This window comes from Streptomyces sp. NPDC005303 (assembly GCF_040607335.1).
GTDB lineage: Bacteria > Actinomycetota > Actinomycetes > Streptomycetales > Streptomycetaceae > Streptomyces.
Genome location: NZ_JBEXGM010000053.1, coordinates 1 through 23,266 on the forward strand (window position 1 = coordinate 1; position 23,266 = coordinate 23,266).

The 23,266-nt window shown below is 70.7% G+C and carries 26 protein-coding genes and 1 pseudogene; 12 read left to right on the forward strand and 15 right to left on the reverse strand.

The window, feature by feature from the left end:
* Positions 1-175: 175 nt before the first annotated feature.
* The gene (locus tag ABZT93_RS38250; RefSeq protein ID WP_356113375.1) at positions 176-637 is read left to right on the forward strand and encodes a hypothetical protein; all 462 of its coding nucleotides are present in this window, start codon (positions 176-178) and stop codon (positions 635-637) included.
* A gap of 327 nt (positions 638-964) precedes the next feature.
* Entirely contained in the window at positions 965-1,810 is an 846-nt protein-coding gene (locus ABZT93_RS38255; protein WP_356113377.1) for an LLM class flavin-dependent oxidoreductase, read from the forward strand.
* Between the two features lie 383 nt (positions 1,811-2,193).
* On the opposite strand, the gene ABZT93_RS38260 is transcribed toward ABZT93_RS38255, so the two are convergent.
* The 4 genes from ABZT93_RS38260 to ABZT93_RS38275 form a co-directional block, all read right to left on the reverse strand.
* Entirely contained in the window at positions 2,194-2,625 is a 432-nt protein-coding gene (locus ABZT93_RS38260; protein ID WP_356113432.1) for a spore-associated protein, read from the reverse strand.
* A gap of 865 nt (positions 2,626-3,490) precedes the next feature.
* Positions 3,491-3,946 carry a DUF5707 domain-containing protein gene (locus tag ABZT93_RS38265; protein ID WP_356113379.1) on the reverse strand — a complete coding sequence of 152 codons (456 nt, stop codon included), beginning with the start codon at positions 3,944-3,946 and terminating at the stop codon, positions 3,491-3,493.
* A gap of 242 nt (positions 3,947-4,188) precedes the next feature.
* A complete protein-coding gene (locus tag ABZT93_RS38270; protein WP_356113380.1) occupies positions 4,189-4,785 on the reverse strand; it encodes an NAD(P)-binding domain-containing protein in 597 nt (198 codons plus the stop codon).
* 41 nt (positions 4,786-4,826) lie between these two features.
* Positions 4,827-5,645, reverse strand: coding sequence for a 3'(2'),5'-bisphosphate nucleotidase CysQ (locus ABZT93_RS38275; protein WP_356113382.1), 819 nt, complete (start codon positions 5,643-5,645; stop codon positions 4,827-4,829).
* A 138-nt stretch (positions 5,646-5,783) separates the two neighbouring features.
* Here ABZT93_RS38275 and ABZT93_RS38280 point away from each other — a divergent pair, with 138 nt between their 5' ends.
* Both ABZT93_RS38280 and ABZT93_RS38285 read left to right on the forward strand, forming a co-directional pair.
* Entirely contained in the window at positions 5,784-6,689 is a 906-nt protein-coding gene (locus ABZT93_RS38280) for a LysR family transcriptional regulator (protein ID WP_356113384.1), read from the forward strand.
* Positions 6,690-6,749: 60 nt separating this feature from the next.
* Entirely contained in the window at positions 6,750-6,956 is a 207-nt protein-coding gene (locus tag ABZT93_RS38285; RefSeq protein WP_356113385.1) for a helix-turn-helix domain-containing protein, read from the forward strand.
* A 326-nt stretch (positions 6,957-7,282) separates the two neighbouring features.
* Here the strand turns inward: ABZT93_RS38285 and ABZT93_RS38290 are convergent, their stop codons facing one another.
* The 4 genes from ABZT93_RS38290 to ABZT93_RS38305 all read right to left on the reverse strand — a co-directional run bounded on the left by ABZT93_RS38290 (position 7,283) and on the right by ABZT93_RS38305 (position 9,484).
* Positions 7,283-8,098 (reverse strand): maleylpyruvate isomerase family mycothiol-dependent enzyme, encoded by an 816-nt coding sequence (locus ABZT93_RS38290; protein ID WP_356113387.1) that lies wholly within the window; start codon positions 8,096-8,098, stop codon positions 7,283-7,285.
* A 24-nt stretch (positions 8,099-8,122) separates the two neighbouring features.
* Positions 8,123-8,287, reverse strand: coding sequence for a hypothetical protein (locus ABZT93_RS38295; RefSeq protein WP_356113388.1), 165 nt, complete (start codon positions 8,285-8,287; stop codon positions 8,123-8,125).
* A gap of 232 nt (positions 8,288-8,519) precedes the next feature.
* Positions 8,520-9,254 carry an NAD(P)-binding domain-containing protein gene (locus ABZT93_RS38300; protein ID WP_356113391.1) on the reverse strand — a complete coding sequence of 245 codons (735 nt, stop codon included), beginning with the start codon at positions 9,252-9,254 and terminating at the stop codon, positions 8,520-8,522.
* 29 nt (positions 9,255-9,283) lie between these two features.
* Positions 9,284-9,484 (reverse strand): hypothetical protein, encoded by a 201-nt coding sequence (locus tag ABZT93_RS38305; RefSeq protein ID WP_356113393.1) that lies wholly within the window; start codon positions 9,482-9,484, stop codon positions 9,284-9,286.
* A gap of 205 nt (positions 9,485-9,689) precedes the next feature.
* Between ABZT93_RS38305 and ABZT93_RS38310 the strand changes: the two genes are divergently transcribed.
* Complete coding sequence (locus ABZT93_RS38310; RefSeq protein ID WP_356113395.1) at positions 9,690-10,238, forward strand: helix-turn-helix domain-containing protein; 549 nt, start codon at positions 9,690-9,692, stop codon at positions 10,236-10,238.
* Positions 10,239-10,546: 308 nt separating this feature from the next.
* On the opposite strand, the pseudogene ABZT93_RS38315 reads toward ABZT93_RS38310, so the two are convergent.
* Positions 10,547-10,687: pseudogene (locus ABZT93_RS38315) on the reverse strand (IMP dehydrogenase); the annotation flags it as partial.
* Between the two features lie 755 nt (positions 10,688-11,442).
* Here ABZT93_RS38315 and ABZT93_RS38320 point away from each other — a divergent pair.
* Genes ABZT93_RS38320 through hypE form a run of 7 tightly spaced genes read left to right on the forward strand, consistent with a single transcriptional unit; the run spans position 11,443 to position 19,432 of the window.
* The gene (locus ABZT93_RS38320; protein WP_356113397.1) at positions 11,443-13,221 is read left to right on the forward strand and encodes an enoyl-CoA hydratase-related protein; all 1,779 of its coding nucleotides are present in this window, start codon (positions 11,443-11,445) and stop codon (positions 13,219-13,221) included.
* On the forward strand, positions 13,218-13,814 hold the full coding sequence (locus tag ABZT93_RS38325) for a hydrogenase maturation protease (RefSeq protein ID WP_356113399.1): 597 nt from the start codon (positions 13,218-13,220) through the stop codon (positions 13,812-13,814). Before ABZT93_RS38320 ends, ABZT93_RS38325 begins: the two co-directional genes overlap by 4 nt.
* Positions 13,815-13,862: 48 nt before the next feature.
* Complete coding sequence (gene hypB, locus ABZT93_RS38330) at positions 13,863-14,612, forward strand: hydrogenase nickel incorporation protein HypB (RefSeq protein WP_356113401.1); 750 nt, start codon at positions 13,863-13,865, stop codon at positions 14,610-14,612.
* Positions 14,609-16,948: a carbamoyltransferase HypF gene (hypF, locus tag ABZT93_RS38335; protein WP_356113403.1), complete on the forward strand. Its 2,340-nt coding sequence runs from the start codon at positions 14,609-14,611 to the stop codon at positions 16,946-16,948. The genes hypB and hypF overlap by 4 nt, the downstream gene beginning before the upstream one ends.
* Positions 16,949-16,951: 3 nt before the next feature.
* A complete protein-coding gene (locus ABZT93_RS38340) occupies positions 16,952-17,233 on the forward strand; it encodes a HypC/HybG/HupF family hydrogenase formation chaperone (RefSeq protein WP_356113405.1) in 282 nt (93 codons plus the stop codon).
* Positions 17,230-18,372, forward strand: a complete 1,143-nt coding sequence (gene hypD / locus ABZT93_RS38345) for a hydrogenase formation protein HypD (protein ID WP_356113407.1) — start codon at positions 17,230-17,232, stop codon at positions 18,370-18,372. The genes ABZT93_RS38340 and hypD overlap by 4 nt, the downstream gene beginning before the upstream one ends.
* Positions 18,365-19,432, forward strand: coding sequence for a hydrogenase expression/formation protein HypE (hypE, locus tag ABZT93_RS38350; protein ID WP_356113408.1), 1,068 nt, complete (start codon positions 18,365-18,367; stop codon positions 19,430-19,432). The genes hypD and hypE overlap by 8 nt, the downstream gene beginning before the upstream one ends.
* 58 nt (positions 19,433-19,490) lie before the next feature.
* Here hypE and hypA read toward each other — a convergent pair whose 3' ends face one another.
* Genes hypA through ABZT93_RS38380 form a run of 6 tightly spaced genes read right to left on the reverse strand, consistent with a single transcriptional unit; the run spans position 19,491 to position 23,245 of the window.
* Positions 19,491-19,838 (reverse strand): hydrogenase maturation nickel metallochaperone HypA, encoded by a 348-nt coding sequence (hypA, locus tag ABZT93_RS38355; protein ID WP_356113409.1) that lies wholly within the window; start codon positions 19,836-19,838, stop codon positions 19,491-19,493.
* A gap of 7 nt (positions 19,839-19,845) precedes the next feature.
* On the reverse strand, positions 19,846-20,031 hold the full coding sequence (locus ABZT93_RS38360; RefSeq protein ID WP_356113411.1) for a hypothetical protein: 186 nt from the start codon (positions 20,029-20,031) through the stop codon (positions 19,846-19,848).
* A gap of 19 nt (positions 20,032-20,050) precedes the next feature.
* Positions 20,051-20,257, reverse strand: a complete 207-nt coding sequence (locus ABZT93_RS38365) for a hypothetical protein (RefSeq protein WP_356113413.1) — start codon at positions 20,255-20,257, stop codon at positions 20,051-20,053.
* Positions 20,258-20,299: 42 nt separating this feature from the next.
* Positions 20,300-20,896 carry a DUF5947 family protein gene (locus ABZT93_RS38370; RefSeq protein WP_356113415.1) on the reverse strand — a complete coding sequence of 199 codons (597 nt, stop codon included), beginning with the start codon at positions 20,894-20,896 and terminating at the stop codon, positions 20,300-20,302.
* Entirely contained in the window at positions 20,893-21,459 is a 567-nt protein-coding gene (locus tag ABZT93_RS38375) for a NifU family protein (RefSeq protein WP_356113416.1), read from the reverse strand. Before ABZT93_RS38375 ends, ABZT93_RS38370 begins: the two co-directional genes overlap by 4 nt.
* Complete coding sequence (locus tag ABZT93_RS38380; protein ID WP_356113417.1) at positions 21,452-23,245, reverse strand: nickel-dependent hydrogenase large subunit; 1,794 nt, start codon at positions 23,243-23,245, stop codon at positions 21,452-21,454. The genes ABZT93_RS38375 and ABZT93_RS38380 overlap by 8 nt, the downstream gene beginning before the upstream one ends.
* Positions 23,246-23,266 lie beyond the last annotated feature (21 nt).

Below are 23,266 nucleotides of genomic sequence, written 5' to 3' on the forward strand. Positions count from 1 at the left end.
GCTCGCAGACCGCTACCGCGCCGGACTTCGCCTCGCAGCACTCATCCTCTGGCTCCGCGAACCAGCCGGGTGATCATTTGTCAGACAGGCCCTAGAGCCTGTCCCCTTGATGAGTCGGTCCGCTGATCGACGCCCTCTTGAGTGCTTGGGGCATCCTGCATGGAAGTCTGTTTGCATGGACACATTCGCAGGCCGGTTCGATGGCGGGTGGAAGTGGTGGGAGGCCGCTATCGAGGAAGCGCAGGCAGGGCGCTGGGTCCGTGACGCCGTGGAACGGCAGGTCATCAAGGACATCGGCGCGGCCACAAACCCTCTGTGTGGTGGACGGATGGCCCCGTTCACCGAGGACTTGCGGCACGTGCGAATCGGGCGTATCGCAAACTGGGCCGGGGTGCTGCGGCTCGCGGCCCGGTCAGGCGGGTGGGTGCTCCAGCCAGTCGTCGGGTGCCGCCCGCCGCGCCCGGCGGGCATGGCCGAGTTGTTGTCTGGCATCTACGCGGTCGGTGAGCAAGGGGAAATCTGGATGCGGCAGTTCCTAGAGGGCGAGCTGCCGCCGGAAGGCGAGATCGCCAAGGCTGAAGGCTTCTTCACCGGGCCAGGGTCCGTCGAGGACCTTGAGCTCTTCTTCTATGACTGAAATGCCGTCATTTCATCGCAGGGCCAGGCCGCGCCCCTGCTTGAGCCGGTGTCTGGGACCGATCCGGCGCCGGACGGCGGCGCGGATGCGGGTGGGCGTCCCGACGCTCTTCTTCGACTCGATCAGCGTCAAAGGTCTTGCCTGCGACGCAGGGGCAGGAGATGGCCCGAATTGGCTTGTCCCACCAAACCGACTCACTCTAGGGTGAGATCACTTCGACTAGACGTTCCCCAGAAACACGCCGCAGAGCAGGAGCGTCCCACCTCACTGAGGTGCCGGAGGGGCGGCAGCAGTTTTTGTCGACCCTTCCCTTCGGAGGTCTCCTTCATGAACGTCGGTATCGGTCTGCCCATTGGCGACCCTGCCACCTTGCTCACCTGGGCCCAGCGCGCCGACGCCGGGCCCTTCAGCACGCTCGGCCTGCTCGACCGCCTCGTCTACCACAACCCCGAGCCGCTGGTCGCACTCGCTGTCCTCGCGGGTGCAACCTCCCGCATCCGCGTCCAGACCGAGGTGCTGCTCGCTCCGCTGCGCGACACCGCCCTCCTCGCCAAGCAGGCCGCCACCCTGGATCGGATGACCGGTGGCCGCCTGGTCCTCGGCTTGGGTATCGGCGGCCGGGATGACGACCATCAGGTAACGGGCATCGACAAACGCACCCGAGGCCGACGCCTGGACGAGCAGATGACGGTGATGCGCCGCCTGTGGTCCGGAGAGCCGTACGGCGACGACATCAGCCCGATCGGTCCTGCGCCCGCCCGGCCGGGCGGCCCCGAGGTGCTCTTCGGCGGCTTCCAGCCTGCCGCGATCGAGCGCGTTGCGCGCTGGGGTGACGGCTTCCTCGCCGCCGCGGCGCTTTCCTGGGCCGGTGACCTGTTCGACATCGCCCGCAGGTTCTGGAAGCAGTACGACCGCGACGGCGAACCGCGCATTGTCGCGCAGGTCAACGTCGCGCTCGGCCCTGAAGACGTGGTCCACGACGCCCAGGCCAACATGCACGCGTATTACACCTTCACCGGCATGGCCGACCGGATGGTAGCTGGAATGCTCACCACTCCGACCGAGATCCGCGATGCGATCACCGGCTTCGCCGACCTCGGCGCCGACGAGGTCATGCTCTACTGCTACGGCCTCGACCCGGATCAGGTAGACCGTCTCGCCGATGTCCTATAACGGCGCAGTGTCGCGCTCCGCGCCCGTGCAGCCCTACCGAACGGGCGGCGGTATGTCACTGGTGCGGCTGGTGGACCAGGTCGTGCTCCGCCAGGGGGGGGCTGGCAACGCTGGAGGCGCCGGTGCACAGCTCATCGGCTTCCTCCGGCCCGCCGGGCTCGTCCTGGTAGGGCAGTGGCATGGCCGCCCGGCGGGTGGCACAGGGAGGCCACGCCCAGGACGGCCGGCTCCAGCAGTTCGTCGTGGTACTCCCTCGCCTGGAGGCCGACCGGGGACAGCACCCGGTCCGGGTCACCCCGCTCATGCGCGACGACCAGGTCCCTGCGATCAGCTGGGCAGCAAGGCCGGGTACGGCGAGCACCCGGTCCGGGCCCGCTGACCGCTCAGTCGGTGAGCGGTGCGCAGTGCACGTTGTTCGCTCCGCCGCTCTGGCCGGAGATCCGTCCCCAGTAGCTCACGCAGTGCCCGGGGTGGCCGATGTACACCGGACCGGCGTAGGTCGTGTAGAAGCCGTCGTCGAACTCGGGGTCGACGTCCTGGGCGTCCGTGAGCGCTGCCAGCATGGACACGGCGGTGCCGGGACGGGCGCGCACGGTGACCACGCAGTCCTGTCCGGTCGACGGGTTGTACGTCAGGTAGACCGTGCCCGCCGTACCGACCGGTGCCGAGTCGACCACCTTGTAGCCCGCGCCGCAGACACCGTTGTATTTCGCCAGGGGCGTCGCCGCCCCTGCCTGCGGTGCGATAGCCCCCATGGCGCCGACCACGGCGGCGGTGACCGCTCCGACCGCGGCGGCACGCTGAATGATGTTCATGTGAATCCCCCGTTTCGTCGACTGCTCCAACAGCTTGTCGACCTCGAAGGGTTCGACCGTCGTCACCCGACCAGCGTTGTACGCAACCGGCACCGGTTACGGAACCCGGACATGGAGTGAACGGGTCCGTGGCCGTTTCTCCTCAGGAGACATCGGTGAAGAGCCCGACCTCCGCTTCGCCGTCCCGCGGGAAGTACCCGCTGCAGAACCGGCGGACGCGGCTGCGGCGCTGCCTGCCGCACACGGCACGGAAGGGTCCAAGACCCAGGCGGCTGCGACGGAAGTCGTCCGCGGCGGCCCGCATGTCCTGCGCAACTATGAGGCATTCAGTCCGGTCGGGGCGCAGTACCAGCCCTGGCGTTCCTCCCAGTCGACCCGATGCAGCCGCGAACGCCAATGCGGGAGACCTCCCAGGCGAGCGTCACACTCCCCCACCGATCACCGAAGCAGCACCCCTCCGCCCTGGTCTGCACGGGTGACAAGGTCGGCCCCTGAACCGGCTGCCAGCGAAAGGCTCACCGGTACGCCAGCGGCGGCGTCCGGCTCTGCCGGCTGTGCACGGAATCGGTAACGGCCGACTGGGGAGCGGACCGGCCGTGCGCTTCGTCAGCACAGGCCCGTGGCAGGAGCGGCGTCAGAACGAGGCTCCCGCCCGGTACCTCGCGGTGCCATGGCACACCACTCGGACGGGTGATGACAGACTCGCGGTTCGGAGAGACGCTCAGAAGGAAGCCGAAAACGCACCACCTCGAACTGACCGCTTCAGAGCCTGGTTCGCTCAGCGCCGCCCGGGCTCGCACGGGGCGGCGCGACACCGTCTGCTGGCCGCGGGAGCGCCAGCAGGCGGCCGTCGCTCGCGTTCGGATCAGGCCACGGTGAAGTCGGCGGCCTTGGTGTCCAGGGTGGTGTCGCCGTCCTTGGCGGTGACCAGGACGGCGACGTGCCACAGCCCCTTCGGGGAGCCCTCCGCGTCGGCCCGGGTGACGGGGACCTTGTAGGTGCACCGCTCGCTGTCCCCGCCCGAGGGCGTGCAGTCGGCCGACTCGACGGTGGCCGCCATCTCCTTGGCCGTCAGCCCCTTCTTCGCGAAGGACGAGTTCGCCGGCCAGGCCACCACCTTCACGCTCTTGACCCCGGAGGACGCCGTGACGTCGGTGGTGAAGGCCAGCGAGCCGTCGCGGCCGGCGGCGGGAGCGGTGTAGCGGGCCGTGCTGTGCGCCAGAGCGGGCGCCTGGTCCCCGGCGTAGGCGAGGGCGAAGGCACCGGCACCAGCGAGCACGACGACACCGGCAACACCAGACAGAACGATACGACGCGACATGGAAACTCTCCCCGACGGACTCAATTGGATCCCACCGGCGCTCTCAGCGGCGCCGTGCTTCCATACTGGTCGCGCGGCGAGCGCCGGATATGAGCACGCGTACTCAACTACTGCCTGAGTAAGGGGTGTTGCCTCCGTGCGCCCACGTCGGTACCGGAGCGCAGGCCGACCCATCGAAACAGGACGGTTGCATGGCGGCGCGCCAGTTCTGGCTGCTACCTCCCACCGACTCAGCTCGACCGTCAGCGGGCGATGGAGATCGCGAAGGGTGTGAATCCGGTGGCCCGCATGACGTGCGGTACGAACAGGATCGCGGCCTCTGTGGCGCGGGCGGTCTGGATCCCGCCGAGGTCGGTGATCCAGTCCTTTTGCCAGCCGAGGTCGGTGAGCAGCTCGCGGACGGTCTGCTTGGCCTGCGGGTCCTCGCCGGAGAGGAACGCGGTCGGCGTCTGGGAGAGCGTGGCCGGCGAGGTCATCACTGGGAAGAGCATGGTGTTGAGTGTCTTGACGACGCGCGTCTCGGGGAGCGCTTCCTGGAGTTGTTCGGCGAGGCTCGAGCCGGGATGGATCAGATCGGCGGGCAGTCCGTCCGGCCCGTCGGTGGTGGCGTTGGAGACGTCGACGAGGATCTTGTCCCGGAGTTCTTCGCGCAGAGCGGCGAGCCGGTCCAGCGAGCCGGCACCCGGGGTGGCGTTGATGACGATCCGGGCAGTGCGGGCGGCGTCGGCGGCGGCGCCGGGCGTGCGGTCCGCCACGGTCACTTTGTGTCCTGCCCGGGCGAGGGCTGCGGCCAGGTTGCCGCCGACGCGGCCATTACCTAGTACTGCGATCGTGGTCATGATGATGGGGTCCTTCCGTGCGTGCGGGTGGTGGTGCGCGGTCAGCGCGAGAGCGTGGATACGGCCTCGGCGTGGACGCCGGGCGCAGCAGCCAGGAAGCTCTGGCTCTGCGGGGTCCAGGGGAGGCCCTCCGCGTCGGAGATCCGTCCGCCGGCCTCGGTGACGAGCAGCGCTCCGGGAAACAGGTCCGCGCGGGCGCCGGCGAACTGCCAGAAGGCATCGATCCGGCCGGCGGCCACGTTCAGCAGATGCAGGGTCGCGGGCACGGCGACGCGGACGACGAGCGCGTCGAAGAGCATCGCGGTGATCGAGGAGCCGACGCGCCGCACGACCTTTTCGTCCTCGTCCGGCCGGGCCTGACTGGTGGCCACGATGCTCAGGCCGAGGTCCGCGGTCTGGGAGACGTGCAGCGGCTTGCCGTCGAGATGGGCGCCCGCGCCGGTGAGGGCGGTGTAGGTCTCACCGGTCAACGGCAGGTGGACCACGGTGAGCACCGGCTGGTTCTCCCGCACGAGAGTGGCGGTCACCGCCCACTCCGGCAGGGCGTGCAGGTGGTTGACGTTTCCTTCGGCCGGATCCACGACCCACCATTCGCCGGCCGGCAGCGCCCCGCCGTCCAGTTCATTCTCCACCCAGCCGGCGTCCGGGCGCAGGCGCGTGAGGCGGGGGCGCAGGATGTCGAGGGCCGTGTCGTCGTTGCCGGCGAGCGCGCTCATCAGCTCGTCGCGGCTCTGGTAGCGGACCACGTCGCCGAAGCGCTCGCGCAGCGCCGAACCCGCCTCACGCACGGCGATCACGGTCTGGCCGAGCAGGTCGGCGTCGGAGGCGGTGACGTCAGTGGTCTGAAGCGTTTCGGACATGGTGGTGTTCCCGTCTGAGGAGGGGTGTTGAGGCCGGTCGGGGCCGAACTGCGCGTTGCTTCTTGCGCTTTCGCCTCAACGGTATGCAGCCCCACGATTAACTTCAAATGCATGTCAGGCACGGATAGAATTACTCATATGCAATTGGATTTGAATCTGCTCACCGCGCTCGACGCGCTGCTGGAGGAGGGCAGTGTGGCCGGGGCAGCGGCGCGCCTGCATGTCACCGCCCCCGCGATGAGCCGGAGTCTGGGCCGGATCCGGCGCACGACCGGGGACCAGATCCTGGTACGCACCGGCCGCACGATGACACCGACCCCGTATGCGATCGCCGTACGGGAACAGGTGCATGAGCTGCTGCACCAGGTCCAGGGGGTGCTGGCACCGAGCCGTGAACTCGACCTGGCAACGCTCGAGCGCACGTTCACCCTCCGCTGGCACGATTCCCTGGTCGCCTTGAGCGGCCCCGCACTGCTCGCGGCCGTGCGCGCACAGGCGCCGGGCGTGCGACTGCGCTTCGTCGCGGAAGCGAGCACCGACACCCCCGAGTTGCGGCGCGGAGAGGTCGATCTGGAGGCGAACGCCAACCGCCCGAGCGCACCGGACATCCGGGCCGAGAACGTGGGCGAGACCCATCTCGTCATCGTCGTGCGGCAGGGGCACCCCCTCACCCGCGTCAGGACCGTCACCGCGCAGCGGTACGCCGCCGCTGAGCACGTCACCGTCTCGCGACGTGGAAACCTCAGCAATGCCATCGACGACGCCCTCGCGCGGCTCGGCCTCACCCGCCGCGTGGTGGCGACCGCGCCCACGGAAGCGGCCGCCCTGGAGTTCGCGCGCGGCTCCAACGTCCTGATCAGCGTCCCCGAAGCGACCACGCGGTCAGCGGTCGACGACCTCGGCATGGCCGTGCTTCCCCTCCCGCTGGAACTGCCGTCGGCGCCGATATACCTGTCGTGGCATCAGCGCTACGACACCGACCACGCCCACACCTGGCTGCGCGGGCTGGCACGAACCGCACTCGCCATGTGCGAAGCGCCGTAGCCGACGCCCTCCGGCCCTCTTGCGGACCTGTGGCTGAGTGGTTCGGGCCGGGCTGCGGTGATGAAGTTCCTGAGGGCGGCCGTCGGCGGATGCGGCATCACGGAGCCGGCCCGCCGCCTGAACATCTCGCCGGCAACCGCGAGCCACCATGCGACGGTGCTGCGCGATGCTCACCTGGTCACCATCCGGCACAAAGGCAAGGCGGTCCTCCACACCGTGACGTCGCTGGGTATCGCCCTGCTGGAGCAGAAACACCCCTTCGCCTGACGGGACGGCCGGGCGGAAACCGGGAAAGCGTCCCGCGGCTGGGCAGTTTTCGCTGGTCTCCGTAACGCCGGCGCGTTCTGGTCGGTGTGCCCGGAGGATGACGCCTGTCGACAGGACCGCCCTCTATGTGGGCACGCCTGCCAGGGAGTTGGGCCAGCGGGGGCTGTTCCCCACACCGACCTGCGGCGCTTTCTGGAGCTGTATGAAGAGGCCATCCGGCAGCTCGCGCTCGAAAACGACGCTCTGCCAGGGCGCCGCCGACAGTTCGTTACGAGACCGTTCGCGATTCAAGCGGCCGGTTTGTGCGCGGTTGCGTGTCGTCGCGCCTAGTCCTCCGGTTCCCAGGCGCGGAGCAGGTCGAGCAGTTGCGGGTCCCCGTCGAGTTGCAGGGAGTCCGCCGAGATACAGTCGTACAGGTAGAGGACGAGATCACTGGCCGTGCCGCGGACGGAGACGCCTGCCGCGTCCGGGTCCTCGCCGGTAGCGGGCAGCCGGGTGGTCCGTGCGCCGTCGCCGTCGGCCGTGAGGCGCCAGGAGCGGCCCTCGGTGGCGTGGAAGTCGAAGGCGGTGGGCTTGTGCGGCCAGGCGCTCGTCGTGAAGCAGGTGATGAACAGGGTCTCCTCGACACCGTCGAGCGCCAACTCGACAGGCAGTGAGGCCGGCTCGCCCACGGTGAGCTGGGCGTCGTAGGTGTGCACCGCGATCTCCTGGACCTGGTGCCGGGCGACGCCACCGGCGGTGTGCGGCGTCTGCGTGTTACCCCAGCCGGTGAAGCAGCCCTGGTCCGGACCGGCCTCCCGAAGGGCTGCCAGCAACAGCCCGGTCGAGGCGGCCAGCCAGGCCTGCACGGCCTCGCGCTCCTGCGGCGCGACTGCGTCCCCCTGGGCCGGGGTCCTGGACGTGGCGTCCGGCCCGGCGGCGACGGTGGCGGCCCAGCGGCGGCGGCCCTCGCCGATGTGCTGCACCAGGTCCGACAGCCTCCACCCGGGGCAGGTCGGCACAGGCAGGTCGAGGCTGGGCGCGGCGGCGATCGCGGCGCGGAAGGCGGTTGCACGTTCGTCGATCAGCCGCAGCAGATCGGGAAACTCCAGAGTCTTGTAGCGGCGCTCGTCGATGCGCTCGTAGTAGCTGCCGGGACGCAACGGTGCTCCTCCTCGGGACGGGGGTCAGAGGGCGTTGAGCAGGACGACGTAGACGGCGGTGCCGATACCGACGCTCAGGATCGTGCGCCGCCCGAAGGCCAGGTGTACGCCGACGGTGACGGCGACGGCAAGCAGGGCGTACCCGGCGCCGTGCGGGTCGGCGGCCATGGTGCCGTGCAGCGCGGTCACGGCGAGGATCAGCAGTTCGACGGGGCCCTCTTAGCGTCTCCAGTACGCCGTGTATGTCGGAGGGGGACAGCGGGGTGGGCAGGACGGACGGAGCGGCGGGCCCGCACGACGTCGGTGAAGGGCATGGCTGGGGGGCATGCGATTCCTCTCTGGTGTGTTCGGCTCCCGTGGGGGCGGATGCGTTTCACGGGCGGTGCCGGCGAGGCCGTTCGCCAGGATGGTGTCCCGTGCGTCAGCGGTGGGCGGAGCGGTTGAGCTCGACGACCTCCTCCAGCGTCGGCGAGGAGCCGATCGTGGCGAATCGCTCCATCAGGCTGTCGCGGATCCCCTTGTCCTTGACCCGGTCGGCCGCGGCCAGGGCCGGGCCGAGTTCGTCCAGGGTCAGCTCGGTGCAGTAGGCAGGACCCATCGGCTGCTGGCGCCAGGAGTCGGCCAGCACACCGGCGTCGAAGGGGTCGAAGCCACTCTCGTCGACGAGGCGCATGGCCAACCGGCGAACTTCGCCGGAGTCGGCCGCGACCGGGATGGCGATGCGGCCAGGGGTCCCCGCCGGGGTCCCCTTGGTCTGCAGCGTTCCGGCCAGGACGGCGTTCCACGCCTTGACCACGGGCCGGCGCAGCTGCTCGACCACCCACAGGCTTTCCACCTGCCCGTTGTCCACCGCTTCGACGGGGCCGTTGAGGTGGGGGTAGTAGTTGGAGGTGTCGATGACCACGGTCTCCCCGGGTACGGAGGAGAACAGGTCGGCCAGCGCGGGGATCCGCGCGAAGGGGACGGACAGGATGACCACGTCCCGGTCCTGCACGGCCGCCGCGGCCGTCGCCGCGCGCGCCCCGAACTCCAGCACACCGGCGTCGATGGTCTCCGGCCCCCGGGAGTTGGCGACCGCGACGTCGTGTCCACCCGCACTGAACTTGCGAGCGAGCGTCGCCCCGATCGCACCCGTGCCGATAACGCCAATCCTCATGATTTCTCCGTCTCAGGGTTGCGCCGCCCTCAGGCGAGGGCGGCCGGATGTGGTGACTGCACCAGCGAGAGCGAGGGCCGGCCGGCGCTCGGCTCGAAGTCGTCCTGCTCGCAGTACCCGTATGTGATGGACTCGCCAAGCCGGACGAAGGGCTCCCCATCGGTCGGGCACAGGGCGACGCCTTCGCACAGCACGCCGGTGCGGCGCCCCACTTGGTGGTAGGTGGTCACCGGTGCAGGCCGACCAGTGTGCGGAACTCACCCGCGACTAGCAGGTCACGGGCGGTAGCGCCGTCCTGCATGCCAGTGGCGCGGATGGTGCGGTGGACATGGACACTCCTCGGACGGCTAAGTGGCGGGCCCCGCCACTTCGGTTTCCGCTACGATAACCACTAAGTGGCGGGGCCCGCCACTTCGGGGTACTGGGAGGTGGTTCATGGGCGGGCAGCGATCCGACGCTCAGCGCAACTACGCGCTGATCCTCGACGTCGCCCAGCAGGAAGTCGCCGCGCACGGCGCCGAGACATCGCTGGAGCAGATCGCCCGCGCGGCCGGCGTCGGGTCCGCCACCGTGCGGCGGCACTTCCCCAACAAGCGCGCCCTACTGCACGCGGTCTTCCGCGAAGGCGTCGAGGCGCTCCACACCCGGGCCCTCGAGCTGGCCGAAACCGAGGACGCCCGGGGAGCGCTGCTCGAATGGCTCACCGCGCTGGCGAAGTACGCCGCCACAGCACGCGGCATGGCCGTGGCACTGGTGCGCGACGAAACAGACGCGCGCCAGGAGCACCCCTGTGACCGCCTCATCGACGCCGGTGAACCACTGTTGCGGCAGGCGGTCGACGTCGGCGCCGTGCCGGCCGGGGTGACGTCGGAGGATCTGGTGACGCTGGTCACCGGCATCGTCCTGGCGACGGAGCACCGCCGGGATCCGACCGCGGAGGCAGAACGGTTGCTGGCAATCGCGGTCCGGGGAATCAGCCCGTAGCCCCCGAGGGGACAGGCGCCCCCGAGGGAACAGGCGGTGGCCGACGGCGCGCTTGCGAGGCAGCCTCCCCGGGCTGCCATGCCAAAGGGCCCCCGGGTCGTTCTGCCGCTCGGACATGAGCAGATCGAAGAGCCCTTCCACGCGCCAGCTCACCGACGCCGGCAGGCCGTCACCGCGTACAGCGAACGCCGTCATTCCTCGGCGGGGATCTGTTGGACGCCGAGCCCGAGCAGGAGCATCTCAGCGCCGTTGTTCCAGGTCACGTACTGCATGAGTGGAAGTCCTTGCCGGGCACAGGGAGTTCGGGTTCAGGGGCGGATGAGGGCCTTGAGGATCTGGCGGTCGGCCATGGCCCGGTAGGCGTCAGGTGTCCGGTCGAGAGTGAAGGTCTGATCGAAGACGCGGCCGGGGGCGATGGTGCCGTCCAGGACGTCGGGCGACAGCTCCTCCTCGACATAGCCGCACCACGGCTCACAGAACATTCGGCTCCCGGGACCACCGGACCGCGGTCGCAGTCCTCGAGCAGCTGAGGGAAGGGCCACGCTCCAGGTGATGTCGCGGGCGTTCAGTGCAGTCTTCCAGCGCATGGTCCAGCGGGCCTGTCCCATAGCCTGATCACGGCGACGAGCGCCGATGCGTGAGTGATGAGTTCCCCGGTGTGGGCGCCAGGCACGCGCCCCGCAGACGCCCGCGGCTCCTGGTCGGCCCACCCCGCCGCCGCCCTGTGCGCCACTGTCACCCTCCCAGCGAACGATCTGTCCGCCGCACGCCAGACCTGGCTGATCACCGCGGCCATCGCCTGGTTGTCCGCCGCCCCACGCAGTGTTCGACGGGCCAAGGCAGGGACATAGGGCGAGCCGGTAGGCGAGGCGGGGGCCCTCTGGTGGTGTTGCCTCGGCGGTCGCAGATCGAGATGGAGCGGGTTGAAGCGGTCCGCTGTTCTCCGTGCGGTGGTAGGTACCCGCTTTCCATAGCCGCGGGTCGAGCGTGATGAATGCCTGGTCGTGGAAGTCGCCATTCGGGGTGACGAAGAGTGCACCTCCGCTTTCGCCGTCTTTCCGCTCTGAGCGGGCCGGACGAGGCCGACGAGGTGCTCGAGTTCCCGCGGAATGCGATCCGGATGGGGGAAGAGACCTGACGGAGGAGGGCGAAACGCCGCCGGGGTCCTTCGCGGCCTCCAGTGAACCGACGATCATGCCGCGTCATGGACATCTTGCTCGTCGCCAGCGCGTTCAACAGCCTGTCCCAGCGTGTGTACGCGGAACTGACGGACGAAGGGCACCGGGTCGATGTCGTTCTCGCCTCCCACGGCGCCGAAGCGATCCGGACCGCCGTCCTCGAAGTGTGTCCGGAACTGATCATCGCTCCGATGCTGAAGACAGCGCTGCCGGAGGACGTCTGGCAGGCGGACACCTGCCTCGTCGTGCACCCGGGGCCGCCCGGCGACCGCGGCCCCTCATCCCTGGACTGGGCGATCACCGAGGACGCCGCCCGGTGGGGAGTGACGGTGCTGCAGGCCGAGGCGGCGATGGACGCGGGGGACGTGTGGGCGTCCGAGTCGTTCCCGATGGCGCCGGTCGGGAAGAGCGATCTGTACCGCAACGAGGCCTCCGACGCCGCCGTGGCCGCAGTCAAGCTGGCCGTACAGCGATACTCCGACGGCTCGTTCAAACCCCAGGCGCAGAGCGAGCCCTCGATCCGCGTGGTGTGGCGTGACTTCTTCCGCCAGGACCAGCGCAGGATCGACTGGGAGGGCGACAGCACCGAGACGGTCCTGTGCAAGCTCCGCGGGGCCGACTCGCAGCCGGGGGTCCTGGACGAGCTCCTCGGCCAGGAGGTGTTCCTGCACGGCGGCCATCCCGAGGACCGGCTGCGCGGCCGCCCCGGGGAACTGCTCGCGACGCGCGCCGGGGCGGTCTGCCGGGCCACCTTGGACGGCGCGGTGTGGATTCCCGAGCTGCGTCCCCGCAAGAACTCCGGCGATCCCGCGCCGTTCCGCCGACCCGCTGCCGCCGTGCTCGCTTCCTTCCCGGTCCCCTCCGGCTCCGAGGCAAGGTCGCGGATCGGGCCTCCTTCGTGGTCCGGCAGCCGTCCCGGGTGGCTGCCGGAGGACACCGCCCCGCTCGAGTTGCCCGCCGGGCGGCGCACCTGGACCGACATCCGGTACCGGCAGCAAGGCGACGTCGGCTTCCTGACCATCTCCTTCCCCGCAGGGGCGATGAGCACCGACCACTGCCGCAGGCTGCTCGCCGCCTACCGGTATGCGCTCACCCGCCCCACCTCGCTGCTGGTGCTCGGCGGAGCCCGCGACTTCTTCTCCAACGGCATCCACCTCAACGTCATCGAGGCGGCCGCCGACCCGGCGGGCGAGTCCTGGGCCAACCTCAACGCCATGGACGACCTGGTCGAGGCGGTGCTGCGTACCACCGACCGGATGGTGGTGGCGGCGCTCGGCGGCAACGCCGCGGCCGGCGGCGTCATGCTCGCCCTGGCCGCCGACGAGGTGTGGTGCCGCACGGGTACCGTCCTCAACCCGCACTACCGGCGGATGGGCCTGTACGGGTCGGAGTTGTGGACGTACACGCTGCCGCGCCGCGTCGGAGCCGAGACGGCCGGGCGGCTGACGACCGAGGCACTCCCGGTGAGCGCCGCCGCGGCCGCGGCGATCGGGCTGGTGGACCGTGTGGTGGAGGTCCCGGCACAGGAGTTCGCCGCCGAGGTCGACCGGATGGCGGCCGGACTCGCCCGTGATCCGGACCTCCCGCGGCGGATCGCCGCGAAGGCCGCGGCCCGCCGTGCGGACGAGGAACAGCGGCCGCTCGCGGAGTACCGGCGGGCCGAGCTCGCCCGTATGCGCGCCATCTTCTTCGATCCGCACGCCCCGTACCACGCCCTGCGCTCTGCCTTCGTCCGCAAGCTGCCGGGCGGCTCGGCCCGCCCCCTGTCCCCCATCGACGAGCCGGTCGCCGGGAGTGACCGGTGACGCGGTCCGCCACCCGCCTGCTGGTGGCGGGCGTCGGCAACATCTTCCTCGCTGACGACGCCTTCGGCCCCGAGGTGATCCGCGCGCTGGACCTGCGACCCCTTCCCGCCGAGGTGCGGGTGCGGGACTTCGGCATCCGCGGGATCGATCTCGCATACGAGCTGCTGGACGGCTACGACACGGTCGTCCTCGTCGACGCGTCCGTGCGGGGGCACCGCCCGGGCACCCTGTCGCTGATCGAGCCGGAACTCCCGGACACGCGCACGGGCGCCGCCCCGCCGGAGGCGCACGGCATGGATCCGGCGAAGGTACTGGCCCTGGCCGCCCACCTCGGCGACGAGCCCTTGCCGCGCGTCCTAGTGCTGGCCTGCGAGCCCGAGGCGCGGCCCCGCGACGACGACGACATCGCCCCGGGCATCAGCGCGACGGTCCGCGACGCGGTCGAACGGGCCGTCACAGCACTGCACGCCATGACTCCGGTGCTGCTCGCCGACCCCGCGGCCACGCCCCCGTTGAGCCGCCCGGACGAATCCACGGGCCCGTCCACGGCCGGGGTCCCGCAGCCGGTGGCCGGCGGCGTCGAGGATCGGTGACGCACCGACACCCGGTCCTCCCCACACCGACCGCGAGGAGCAGCGCCCATGTGCGAGTCCCTGGACGACGTCACCCAGGCCGTCCTGGCGAAGAACGACGGCCTGGCCGCCGGCCTGCGCGACGAGCTGACCAGGCGCGGAGTCTGCCTGGCCAACCTCCTGTCCAGTCCCGGCAGTGGAAAGACGGAGCTCCTCGGACGGATGCTGGCCCTGGCGGTGGAGCGAGGCGTCCCGGTGGCTGCTCTCACCGCCGACCTCGCGACCGAGAACGACGCCCAGCGGCTGGCCCGTTCCGGAGCACCGGTCAAACAGCTGCTGACCGACGGGCTGTGCCATCTGGAGGCCCGTCAGCTCAGCGGCCATGTGAACGGCTGGCTGCCCGAGGACACCGCGGTGCTGTTCGTGGAGAACGTCGGCAATCTCGTCTGTCCGGCCGCCTACGACCTCGGCGAGAACCTGCGCATCGTGCTCATGGCGGTGACGGAGGGGGAGGACAAGCCACTGAAGTACCCCACGGCCTTCGGCTCCGCCCATCTGGTGGTGCTCACCAAGACCGATCTGGCCGAGGCCGCCGGGTTCGACGAAACCGCGTTCCTCACGCATGTGCAGCAGGTCAACCCCGGGGTCGAGGTCGTCCGGTCCTGCGCCCGTGACGGCGCCGGCGTCGGAACCCTGTTGGAACGGGTGCTGGCCGCGCGGGACGGGGCCCCCGCGCACCGTCCGCCCCTCGCCCCGCACCCCCACGGTCACCAGCACGCCGGTGAGGACTCCGGCCTCGCGGCCGGCCGCCTCGCGTGACCGCGCCCGCCACACAGGCGGTGCGCTGCCGCGTCACCGTGCGCGGCACAGTCCAGGGTGTGGGCTTCCGCCCGTTCGTGCACCGCCTGGCGACCGACCTCGCCCTGTCCGGCTTCGTGAGCAACACGGCCAGCGGCGTCCTCATCGAAGTGGAGGGCCTGGCGGAGGGAGTGGCCCGCTTCTGCGATCGACTGGCCACGCAGCCCCCACCGCTGGCCGCCGTCACCGACGTCGGCGTCGAGGACCTGCCCGCCACCGGCGCCGACGACACCTTCACCATCCGGGCCACCGAGCGGTCCCCGGGCCGCACCCAGCTCCCACCCGACACCGCCACCTGTGCCGACTGCCTGCGCGAACTGGCCGATCCGGCCGATCGCCGGCACCGCCACCCCTTCGTCACATGCACCCACTGCGGCCCCCGCTTCACGATCGCCACCGGGATGCCGTACGACAGGGCGCTGACCACGATGGGCGGCTTCCCGATGTGCCCCGCCTGCGCCCGGGAGTACGGCGACCCGGCGGACCGCCGCTTTCACGCCCAGCCCGTCGCCTGCCCGTACTGCGGCCCCCGGCTGCGCCTGGTGCCCGCGGCCGGCAGCGGGCTGCGCCCCGCAAGGGACGCCGACGCCCTGGCGGCAGCCCGGACTCTGCTGGCCGCCGGACGGATCCTCGCGGTCAAGGGCCTCGGCGGCTATCACCTGGCCTGCGACGCCACCGACGCGGCGGCCGTCGACACGCTGCGCGCCCGCAAGGAGCGCGGCGGCAAACCCTTCGCGGTCATGTGCGCGGACCTCGATGTTGTGCGGTCGATCGCCGAGGTCTCAGCCGCCGAGCGCACGGCCCTCACCGGCTCGCGCCGCCCCATCGTGCTGCTGCGCCGGCACGAGCGGGCCGCGCACCTCCGGCTCGCTGACGGAGTGTGCCCCGGCAGCCCCCACCTCGGCGTGATGCTGCCCTACACACCCGTGCACACGCTGCTGCTCGGGCTGCCCGGTGATCCGCCGGGCCCCCGTGTGCTGGTCATGACGAGCGGCAACCGCTCCGGCGAACCGATCGTCACGGACGACGAGGAGGCGCTGACCCGGCTGGACGGGCTGGCCGACGCCTGGCTCGCCCATGACCGGGTCATCGCCTCCCCGTGCGACGACTCGCTGCTGCGGGTGCGCGCCGACGGCACCGAACAGGTGCTGCGCCGCTCCCGCGGGTATGTGCCCCGCCCGCTGCGTCTGCCGGTCGTCGTGCGGCCCGCGCTCGCGGTGGGCGGCGACCTGAAGAACGCGCTGTGTGTCGGCGAGGGGGACCAGGCCTGGCTCGGCCCGCACATCGGCGACATGGGCGACCTGACCACCCTGGAGGCCGCCCAGCGGGCGGAACGGCACATCCGGCGGCTCAGCGGCGTCACCCCCGAACTCGTCGCGGCCGACCGGCACCCCGGCTACTACTCCTCCCGCTGGGCCCACCGACGCGCCACCCAACTGCCCTGTCCCACACCCGTCTTCGTCCAGCACCACCACGCGCACATCGCCTCGGCGATGGCCGAGCACGGCCTCGACGGCACCACACCCGTGATCGGCGTCGCCTTCGACGGCACGGGCTACGGCGACGACGGCACCGTCTGGGGCGGCGAGATCCTGCTCGCCGACTACACGGGGGCCCGGCGATTCGCCCACCTCTTCCCCGCACCGCTGCCCGGCGGAGACGCCGGGGTCGCCAATCCGTGCCGTCTGGCCCTGGCCCGGTTGTGGGCCGCGGGAATGCCGTGGGACCGCGACCTGCCCTGCGTCGCCGCCTGTTCGCCCGTCGAACTGACCGTTCTGGAGCGGCAGTTGACTCGCGGAGTTGCCTGCGTGGCGACCTCCAGCATGGGGCGGCTCTTCGACGCGGTGTCGTCCCTGGTGGGTGTGTGCCACCGCGCGGGATACGAGGCCCAGGCCGCCCTGGAACTGGAAGCCGCGGCCGTTTCGGCGCGGGACGCCGACACCTCGGCGTACGCCTTCGGCATCACCTCCGGCACGTGCGACCCGGCGCCCGCGCTCATGGCACTCGTCGCCGACCTGCGTCGGGGCGCACCGGTGCCCCTGCTCGCGGCGCGTTTCCACCGCGGCGTCGCACAGGCCGTGGCGGAGATCTGCCGGCGGGCGCGCCGGGACACCGGCGTGGCCACCGTCGCCCTCAGCGGCGGGGTCTTCGCCAACGCACTGCTGGAGGAGGAGTGCACGCGGTTGCTGGCCCAGGACGGCTTCGCGGTGCTGCGGCACGCCGAAGTCCCCCCGAACGACGGCGGATTGGCCCTTGGACAACTCGTGGTCGCGGCGCACGAACGACAAGAGGAGTGACCCATGTGTTTGGCAGTGCCCGGCAAGGTCGTCGCCATCGACGACAGCGCCGATCCGCTCACCGGGTTGATCGACTTCGGTGGTGTGCAGAAGCAGGCGTGTCTGGAGTACGTGTCCGACGTGAAGGTGGGCGAGTACGTCATCGTGCACGTCGGGTTCGCGCTCCAGCGCCTGGACGAGGAATCGGCCCTGGCCTCCTTGAAGCTCTTCGAGGAACTGGGGCTGCTGGAGGAGGAGTTCGGCGACGCCTGGGAGCAGGCGGCGAAGGAGGCGGGAAGCGCGTGAAGTACATCGACGAGTTCAACGACCCCGAGCTCGCCCGGCGGCTGCTGGACGAGATCCGCGCCACCGCCACCCGGCCATGGGCCCTGATGGAGGTGTGCGGCGGCCAGACCCACTCCATCATCCGACACGGCATCGACCAACTCCTGCCCGAGCAGGTCGAGTTGATCCACGGCCCTGGCTGTCCCGTGTGTGTCACCCCGCTGGAGGTCATCGACAAGGCACTGGAGATCGCCTCGCGTCCCGGGGTGATCTTCTGCTCCTTCGGCGACATGCTCCGGGTACCGGGCACCGGCCGGGACCTGTTCCGGGTCAAGGGCGAGGGCGGCGACGTCCGGGTGGTCTACTCACCGCTCGACGCCCTGGAGCTGGCCCGCCGCAACCCGGACCGGGAGGTGGTCTTCTTCGCCATCGGCTTTGAGACCACCGCCCCCGCCAACGCCATGGCCGTGCACCAGGCCCGCCGCCTGGGCCTGGCCAACTTCAGCCTCCTGGTGTCGCACGTACGGGTGCCCCCGGCCGTCGAGGCCATCATGACCGCCCCCGCCTGCCGGGTGCAGGGCTTCCTGGCCGCCGGGCACGTGTGCAGCGTGATGGGCACGGCCGAGTACCCGCGGCTCGCCGAGCGGTTCCGCGTACCGCTGGTGGTGACCGGATTCGAACCGCTGGACATCCTCGAGGGCATCCGCCTGGCGGTGCGCCAGCTCGAGCGTGGGGAGCACCGGGTGGAGAACGCCTACCCGCGTGCCGTGCGGGAGGACGGCAACCCGGCCGCCGTACGCATGATCGAGGAGGTGTTCGAGGTCACCGACCGCAACTGGCGCGGCATCGGGCCCATTCCCGACAGTGGCTGGCGGCTGACCGAGGCGTTTCGCGCGTACGACGCCGAGCACCGCTTCCAGGTCACCGACATCCGCACCGAGGAGCCCGCCGAGTGCCGCGCGGGCGAGGTGCTCCAGGGGCTGATCAAGCCGACCGAGTGCGCCGCGTTCGGCACCACCTGCACCCCGCGCACCCCGCTCGGCGCCACCATGGTCTCCAGCGAGGGCGCCTGCGCCGCGTACTACCTGTACCGCCGGATGAACGCCGCGACACCGCAGGCCACCGGAGCCGCGGGCAAGGAGATGAACCCCGTTGGCTGAACTCGCCGAAACCGTCGACCCCGCCAACTGGACCTGCCCCGCACCCCTGCGCGACCAGCCCGTCGTGGTCATGGGACACGGCGGAGGCGGGGCGCTGTCGGCGGAGCTGATGGAGCAGATCTTCGCGCCCGCCTACGGCAACCCCATGCTCGCCGCGCTCGCCGACTCCGCCGTCCTCGAACTGGGCGGCGCCCGGCTGGCCTTCTCCACCGACTCCTACGTGGTCAGACCGCTGTTCTTCCCCGGCGGCAGCCTCGGTGACCTCGCGGTCAACGGCACCGTCAACGACCTCGCGATGAGCGGAGCCAAACCCGCCTACCTGTCCGCCGCCTTCGTACTCGAAGAGGGCGTCGAACTGGCCGTCGTCGAACGGATCGCGCGCGCCATGGGCGCGGCGGCCGAGAGCGCCGGGGTCACCATCGCCACGGGCGACACCAAGGTGGTGGAGTCCGGGCACGGAGACGGTGTCTACGTCAGCACCGCCGGTGTGGGGCTCGTCCCCGACGGGGTGGACATCCGCCCCCAGCGGGCGCGGCCCGGTGACGCCGTCATCGTCAGCGGCCCGATCGGCCTGCACGGGGTGGCGATCATGAGTGTCCGGGAGGGGCTGGAGTTCGGCGTCGAGCTGGCCAGCGACACGGCACCGCTCGCGGACCTGGTCGCGTCCATGCTGGCCGTCACCCCGGACATCCATGTCCTGCGCGACCCGACCCGCGGCGGTCTGGCCGCGTCCCTCAACGAGATCGCCCGCGCCTCCGGAACCGGTGTCCGGCTGCGGGAGCGTGCCATTCCGGTGCCGGACGCGGTCGCGAACGCCTGCGGCTTCCTGGGGCTCGACCCCCTCTACGTCGCCAACGAGGGCCGGCTGGTCGCCTTCGTGCCCCCCGCGAAGGCGGAGGAGGTCCTCGCGGCGATGCGCGCCCATCCGCAGGGCGCCGGGGCCACACTCATCGGTGAATGCGTCGCCGACCACCCCGGCATGGTGGTGGTCGCCACCGGGCTCGGCGGCACCCGGGTGGTGGACCTGCCGCTCGGCGAGCAGTTGCCGCGCATCTGCTGACCCGCAACGCCTGCGGGGCCCCGCCGACGGCTCGGGCGTCGGCGGGGCCCCGCAGGTGTCAGCGCTGGGCCTCGATCCCGGTGATCTCCAGTTCCCGGCCGCTGCGCAGCTCGGTGGAGGGCTGGTCGCAGTGCGGACACCAGAAGAACGGGGGCATGCCCACCGCGAACTCCTGCGCGCACGGGCCGCAGTAGGCCTGCGCGGGAACCTGCTCGACCACGAGCCGGGCAGCGGCGAGGGACGTTCCGTCGCGGGCCACTTCGAAGGCGAAGTCGAGGGCGTCGGGCACGACTCCCGACAGCTCGCCCACCCGGACGGTCACCGCCGAGACGGCGCCCGTCCCGTCCGCCCGGGCCAGTTCGTCGGCCCGCTCGATGATCGCGGTCGCGATCGACAACTCGTGCACGGCCGGCTCACGGGTACCGGTGGCCCGCGCGCAGACCGCCGGCCATCCGGTAGATCCGCAACTCGCGCCGCAGACTCGGCAACTCCTGTACGAACAACGCCAGGGCCACGGCGCCGGCCAGGGCGGCCTCGGCCATCAGCAGCCGCCGTCCCGACGTCCTGTCCTGTGCGCCGCGTCCTCGTTGGAATTTCATTCCGGCTCCCTGCTGTTCCTCATCCCGGCGGGATGTTCGGCATGACGTCCAGCAGGGCGTCGTGCCGCTTCCAATGGATCCCGGTGGAGCGGCGCGCGTCGGCGGTGCCGTCCTCGTGATGCCCGGTCTGCCGGCCGTACGGCCCTGTGTTGCCCTGGTGCATACCGGAGACGTGCCCGGTCGAGTCGGGCTTGGCCTGGGGTCGGCCGACCCTGATGCTGCCCATGGGGTGTGCTCCTTCCTCGCCTCCGCGCCGCGGAGGACGTCCTCATGACCGCTCGGTGAGGTCCTCGAAGAACCGGTCGACGGCGGGCCAGATCCGGCCGCCGCCGGACAGGCCCCGCCATTCCCGGCGTACCACCGCGATCATCCGGTAGCAGTCGTCGACCGGGACGATCCAGTGGTGGTCGTTGCCGTGGACGGTGTTCACGAGCAGTGCCTCCACGTCGGGTTCCATGGACGCGAGCTGCGGACACTCCGCGGCCAGCCGCTGCCAGGCCGCCGCGTCGATCTCCCATCGCATGGCCCCGGCCGGGCTCGGGCCCTCGGCGGTGACCGTGCCGTCGGCCCGGGGCACGAAGAAGACCAGCCCCACGGGGACGCCCAGGACTTCAGTATCCACCCGGTCCAGGCGGATCCGCCTGCGGGGAACCAGCCGGTAGCGCCCGTCCCCCGTACCGCCGTCGGCGAAGAGCACCGAGCAGGGGCCGCAGGCGCAGCACACCTGCTCGTCCGCGGTGTCGTAGAGGTGGGGGTGCTCGTCGGCCACCGGCGCGGCGCACAGATCGCACCGCTCCGCCACGGCCGTCGTGGTGCCGTCCGCGGAGGAGCGGATGAGACGGGCCAGCGCGCCTTCCGTGGTCACGGTGTGCCTCGGTGCGTGAGCGTGGCCAGTGGTACGAAGGCGGGGGGCGCGGCGGTTTCCACCGGCTCCACCGCCGTCAGCTCCGGAGCGACGGCGAGCACCGCCTCCCGGACCGCGGCGGTCACGTCGCTCGTGCCGCCGCCACCACAGCCGGAGCCGCAGCCGCCACCCGTCGTCAGTCGCACGCGGCCCACGGCTCCATCCACACCGGCCCACTCCACGTCGCCGCCGCGTTCCTGCACTGCGGGCCGCAACCGCTCGACCGCTCGGGCGGCCCGGCTCTCGACGGGCTCCGGGTGGATCTCGTGCAGCACCAGGAGGTGCCCCAGCAACTCATCGTCGGCCAGTAGGCCGGACAACCGCGCGTCTGCGTGGTCCATGACCCGGGCCAGCGCCTCGCCGTAGACCTCGGTCAGCAGCCGTACCGCCTCGATCGCCGAGCGGGTGGAGGGACCCGGCGCGGACTCGAGCCCTTCCAGCAGCTGGTCGAGACGGGCGAGCCGGGACTCCACCATCGGGTCGGCGAGACGTTCGACTTCCTCGACCTCCTCGGGCTCAGCCATGGTTCGCGCCGTAGGTCGGCGAGTGCAGTGTGGTCAGCGTCTTGCCCTTGCCGACGTACATGTGCACCCCACACGGCAGACAGGGGTCGAAGCTGCGCACGGTGCGCATGATGTCGACGCCCTTGAAGTCGTCGGGCCCGTTCTCCTCGAAGATCGGCTGTCCCTGGACGGCGTCCTCGTACGGTCCGGGGGTGCCGAACTTGTCGCGGGGGCTGGCGTTCCACGGCGTGGGCGGGTACGGGTGGTAGTTGGCGATCTTCTTGTCCTTGATCACCAGGTGGTGGGAGAGGACACCGCGCACCGCCTCGTGGAAGCCGCAGCCGATCGCCTCGTCGGGCACCTCGAAGTTCTCGAACACCTTGGTGTCGCCGGCGCGTACCAGTCCCATCGCCTCTTCCAGGAACTGCAGGGCCATGGCGGCCGCGTAGGCGACGAAGTACGGCCGGGCGCGGTCCCGTTCGATGGTGTTGCTCCACTTCGGGATGCGCCACTCCAGCGTGGTCTCCGGCAGCGACTCGCCCTTGGGCAGCGAGATGCGCACGCTGCTGCCGGTGGCCTTGATGTACGGGGTGTCGACCAGGCCGCTCAGCGCTGTCGACCACAACCGGGCCAGCGGGCCCCCACCGGTGTCCAGGGCCAGGTGGTCCCCGGTGCGCTGGTCGAACCAGCGCGGGCTCATCACCCAGCTGTACTTGCCGTCGAAGTCACGCTTCTGCGGCACCGGGACGGTGGTCTGGTTCCACGGGTGGCGCATGTCGACCGGGTTGCCCAGCGGATCGTGGGTGACGAAGGGCTGCTCGTTGACCCAGTCCTCGTAGAAGGAGCTGCCCAGCATGATCCGCAGGCCGAGGTTGATGTCGACGAGGTTGTTGGTGACCAGTTCGCCGTCGACGATGATGCCGGGGGTGACGTACATCGCCTTGCCCCAGGTGTTCATGTTTTCGTAGCGGTAGTCGACCACGTCCGGGTTCTGCCACGCACCCCAGCAGCCCAGCAGGGTGCGGCGGCGTCCGACCTCCTCGTAGCCGGGCAGCGCCTCGTAGAAGAAGTCGAAGACGTCGTCGTTCATGGCGACGGCCTTCTTGACGAAGTCGATGACCCGCATGAGGCGGCTGAGATAGTCGGTGAAGACGGTCGGCTGCGGCAGCGTGCCCACGCCACCGGGGTAGAGCGTGGACGGGTGGACGTGCCGCCCCTCCATCAGGCAGAACATCTCACGGGTGACCCGGCTGACCTTAAGGGCTTCCTTGTAGACCTCGCCCTCGAAGGGATTGAAGGCCTTCATGATGTCGGCGATGGTCCGGTAGCCGTGGATGTCGCCGCGGGGTGCGTCGGTGCGCTCGGCGCGGGCCAGCACACCGGGGTTGGTGGCCTTGACCATGGCTTCGCAGAAGTCCACGAACACCAGGTTGTCCTGGAAGATCGTGTGGTCGAACATGTACTCGGCCGCTTCGCCGAGGTTGACGATGTGCTCGGCGAGCCTCGGCGGCTTGACCCCGTAGGCCATCTGCTGGGCGTAGTCGGAGCAGGTGGTGTGGTTGTCCCCGCAGATGCCGCAGATGCGGGAGGTGATGAATCCTGCGTCGCGCGGGTCCTTGCCCTTCATGAACACCGAGTAGCCGCGGAACAGCGACGAGGTGCTGTGGCACTCCACGACTTCCTGGTTGGCGAAGTCGATCTTCGTGTAGATGCCCAGATTCCCGATGATGCGGGTGATCGGGTCCCAGGACATGTCCACGAGCTGCGCCGGCTTGCGTCCCGTGGGCCGGGACTCGGTTGTGGTCATCGCTGTTACTGCCCCTTGCTG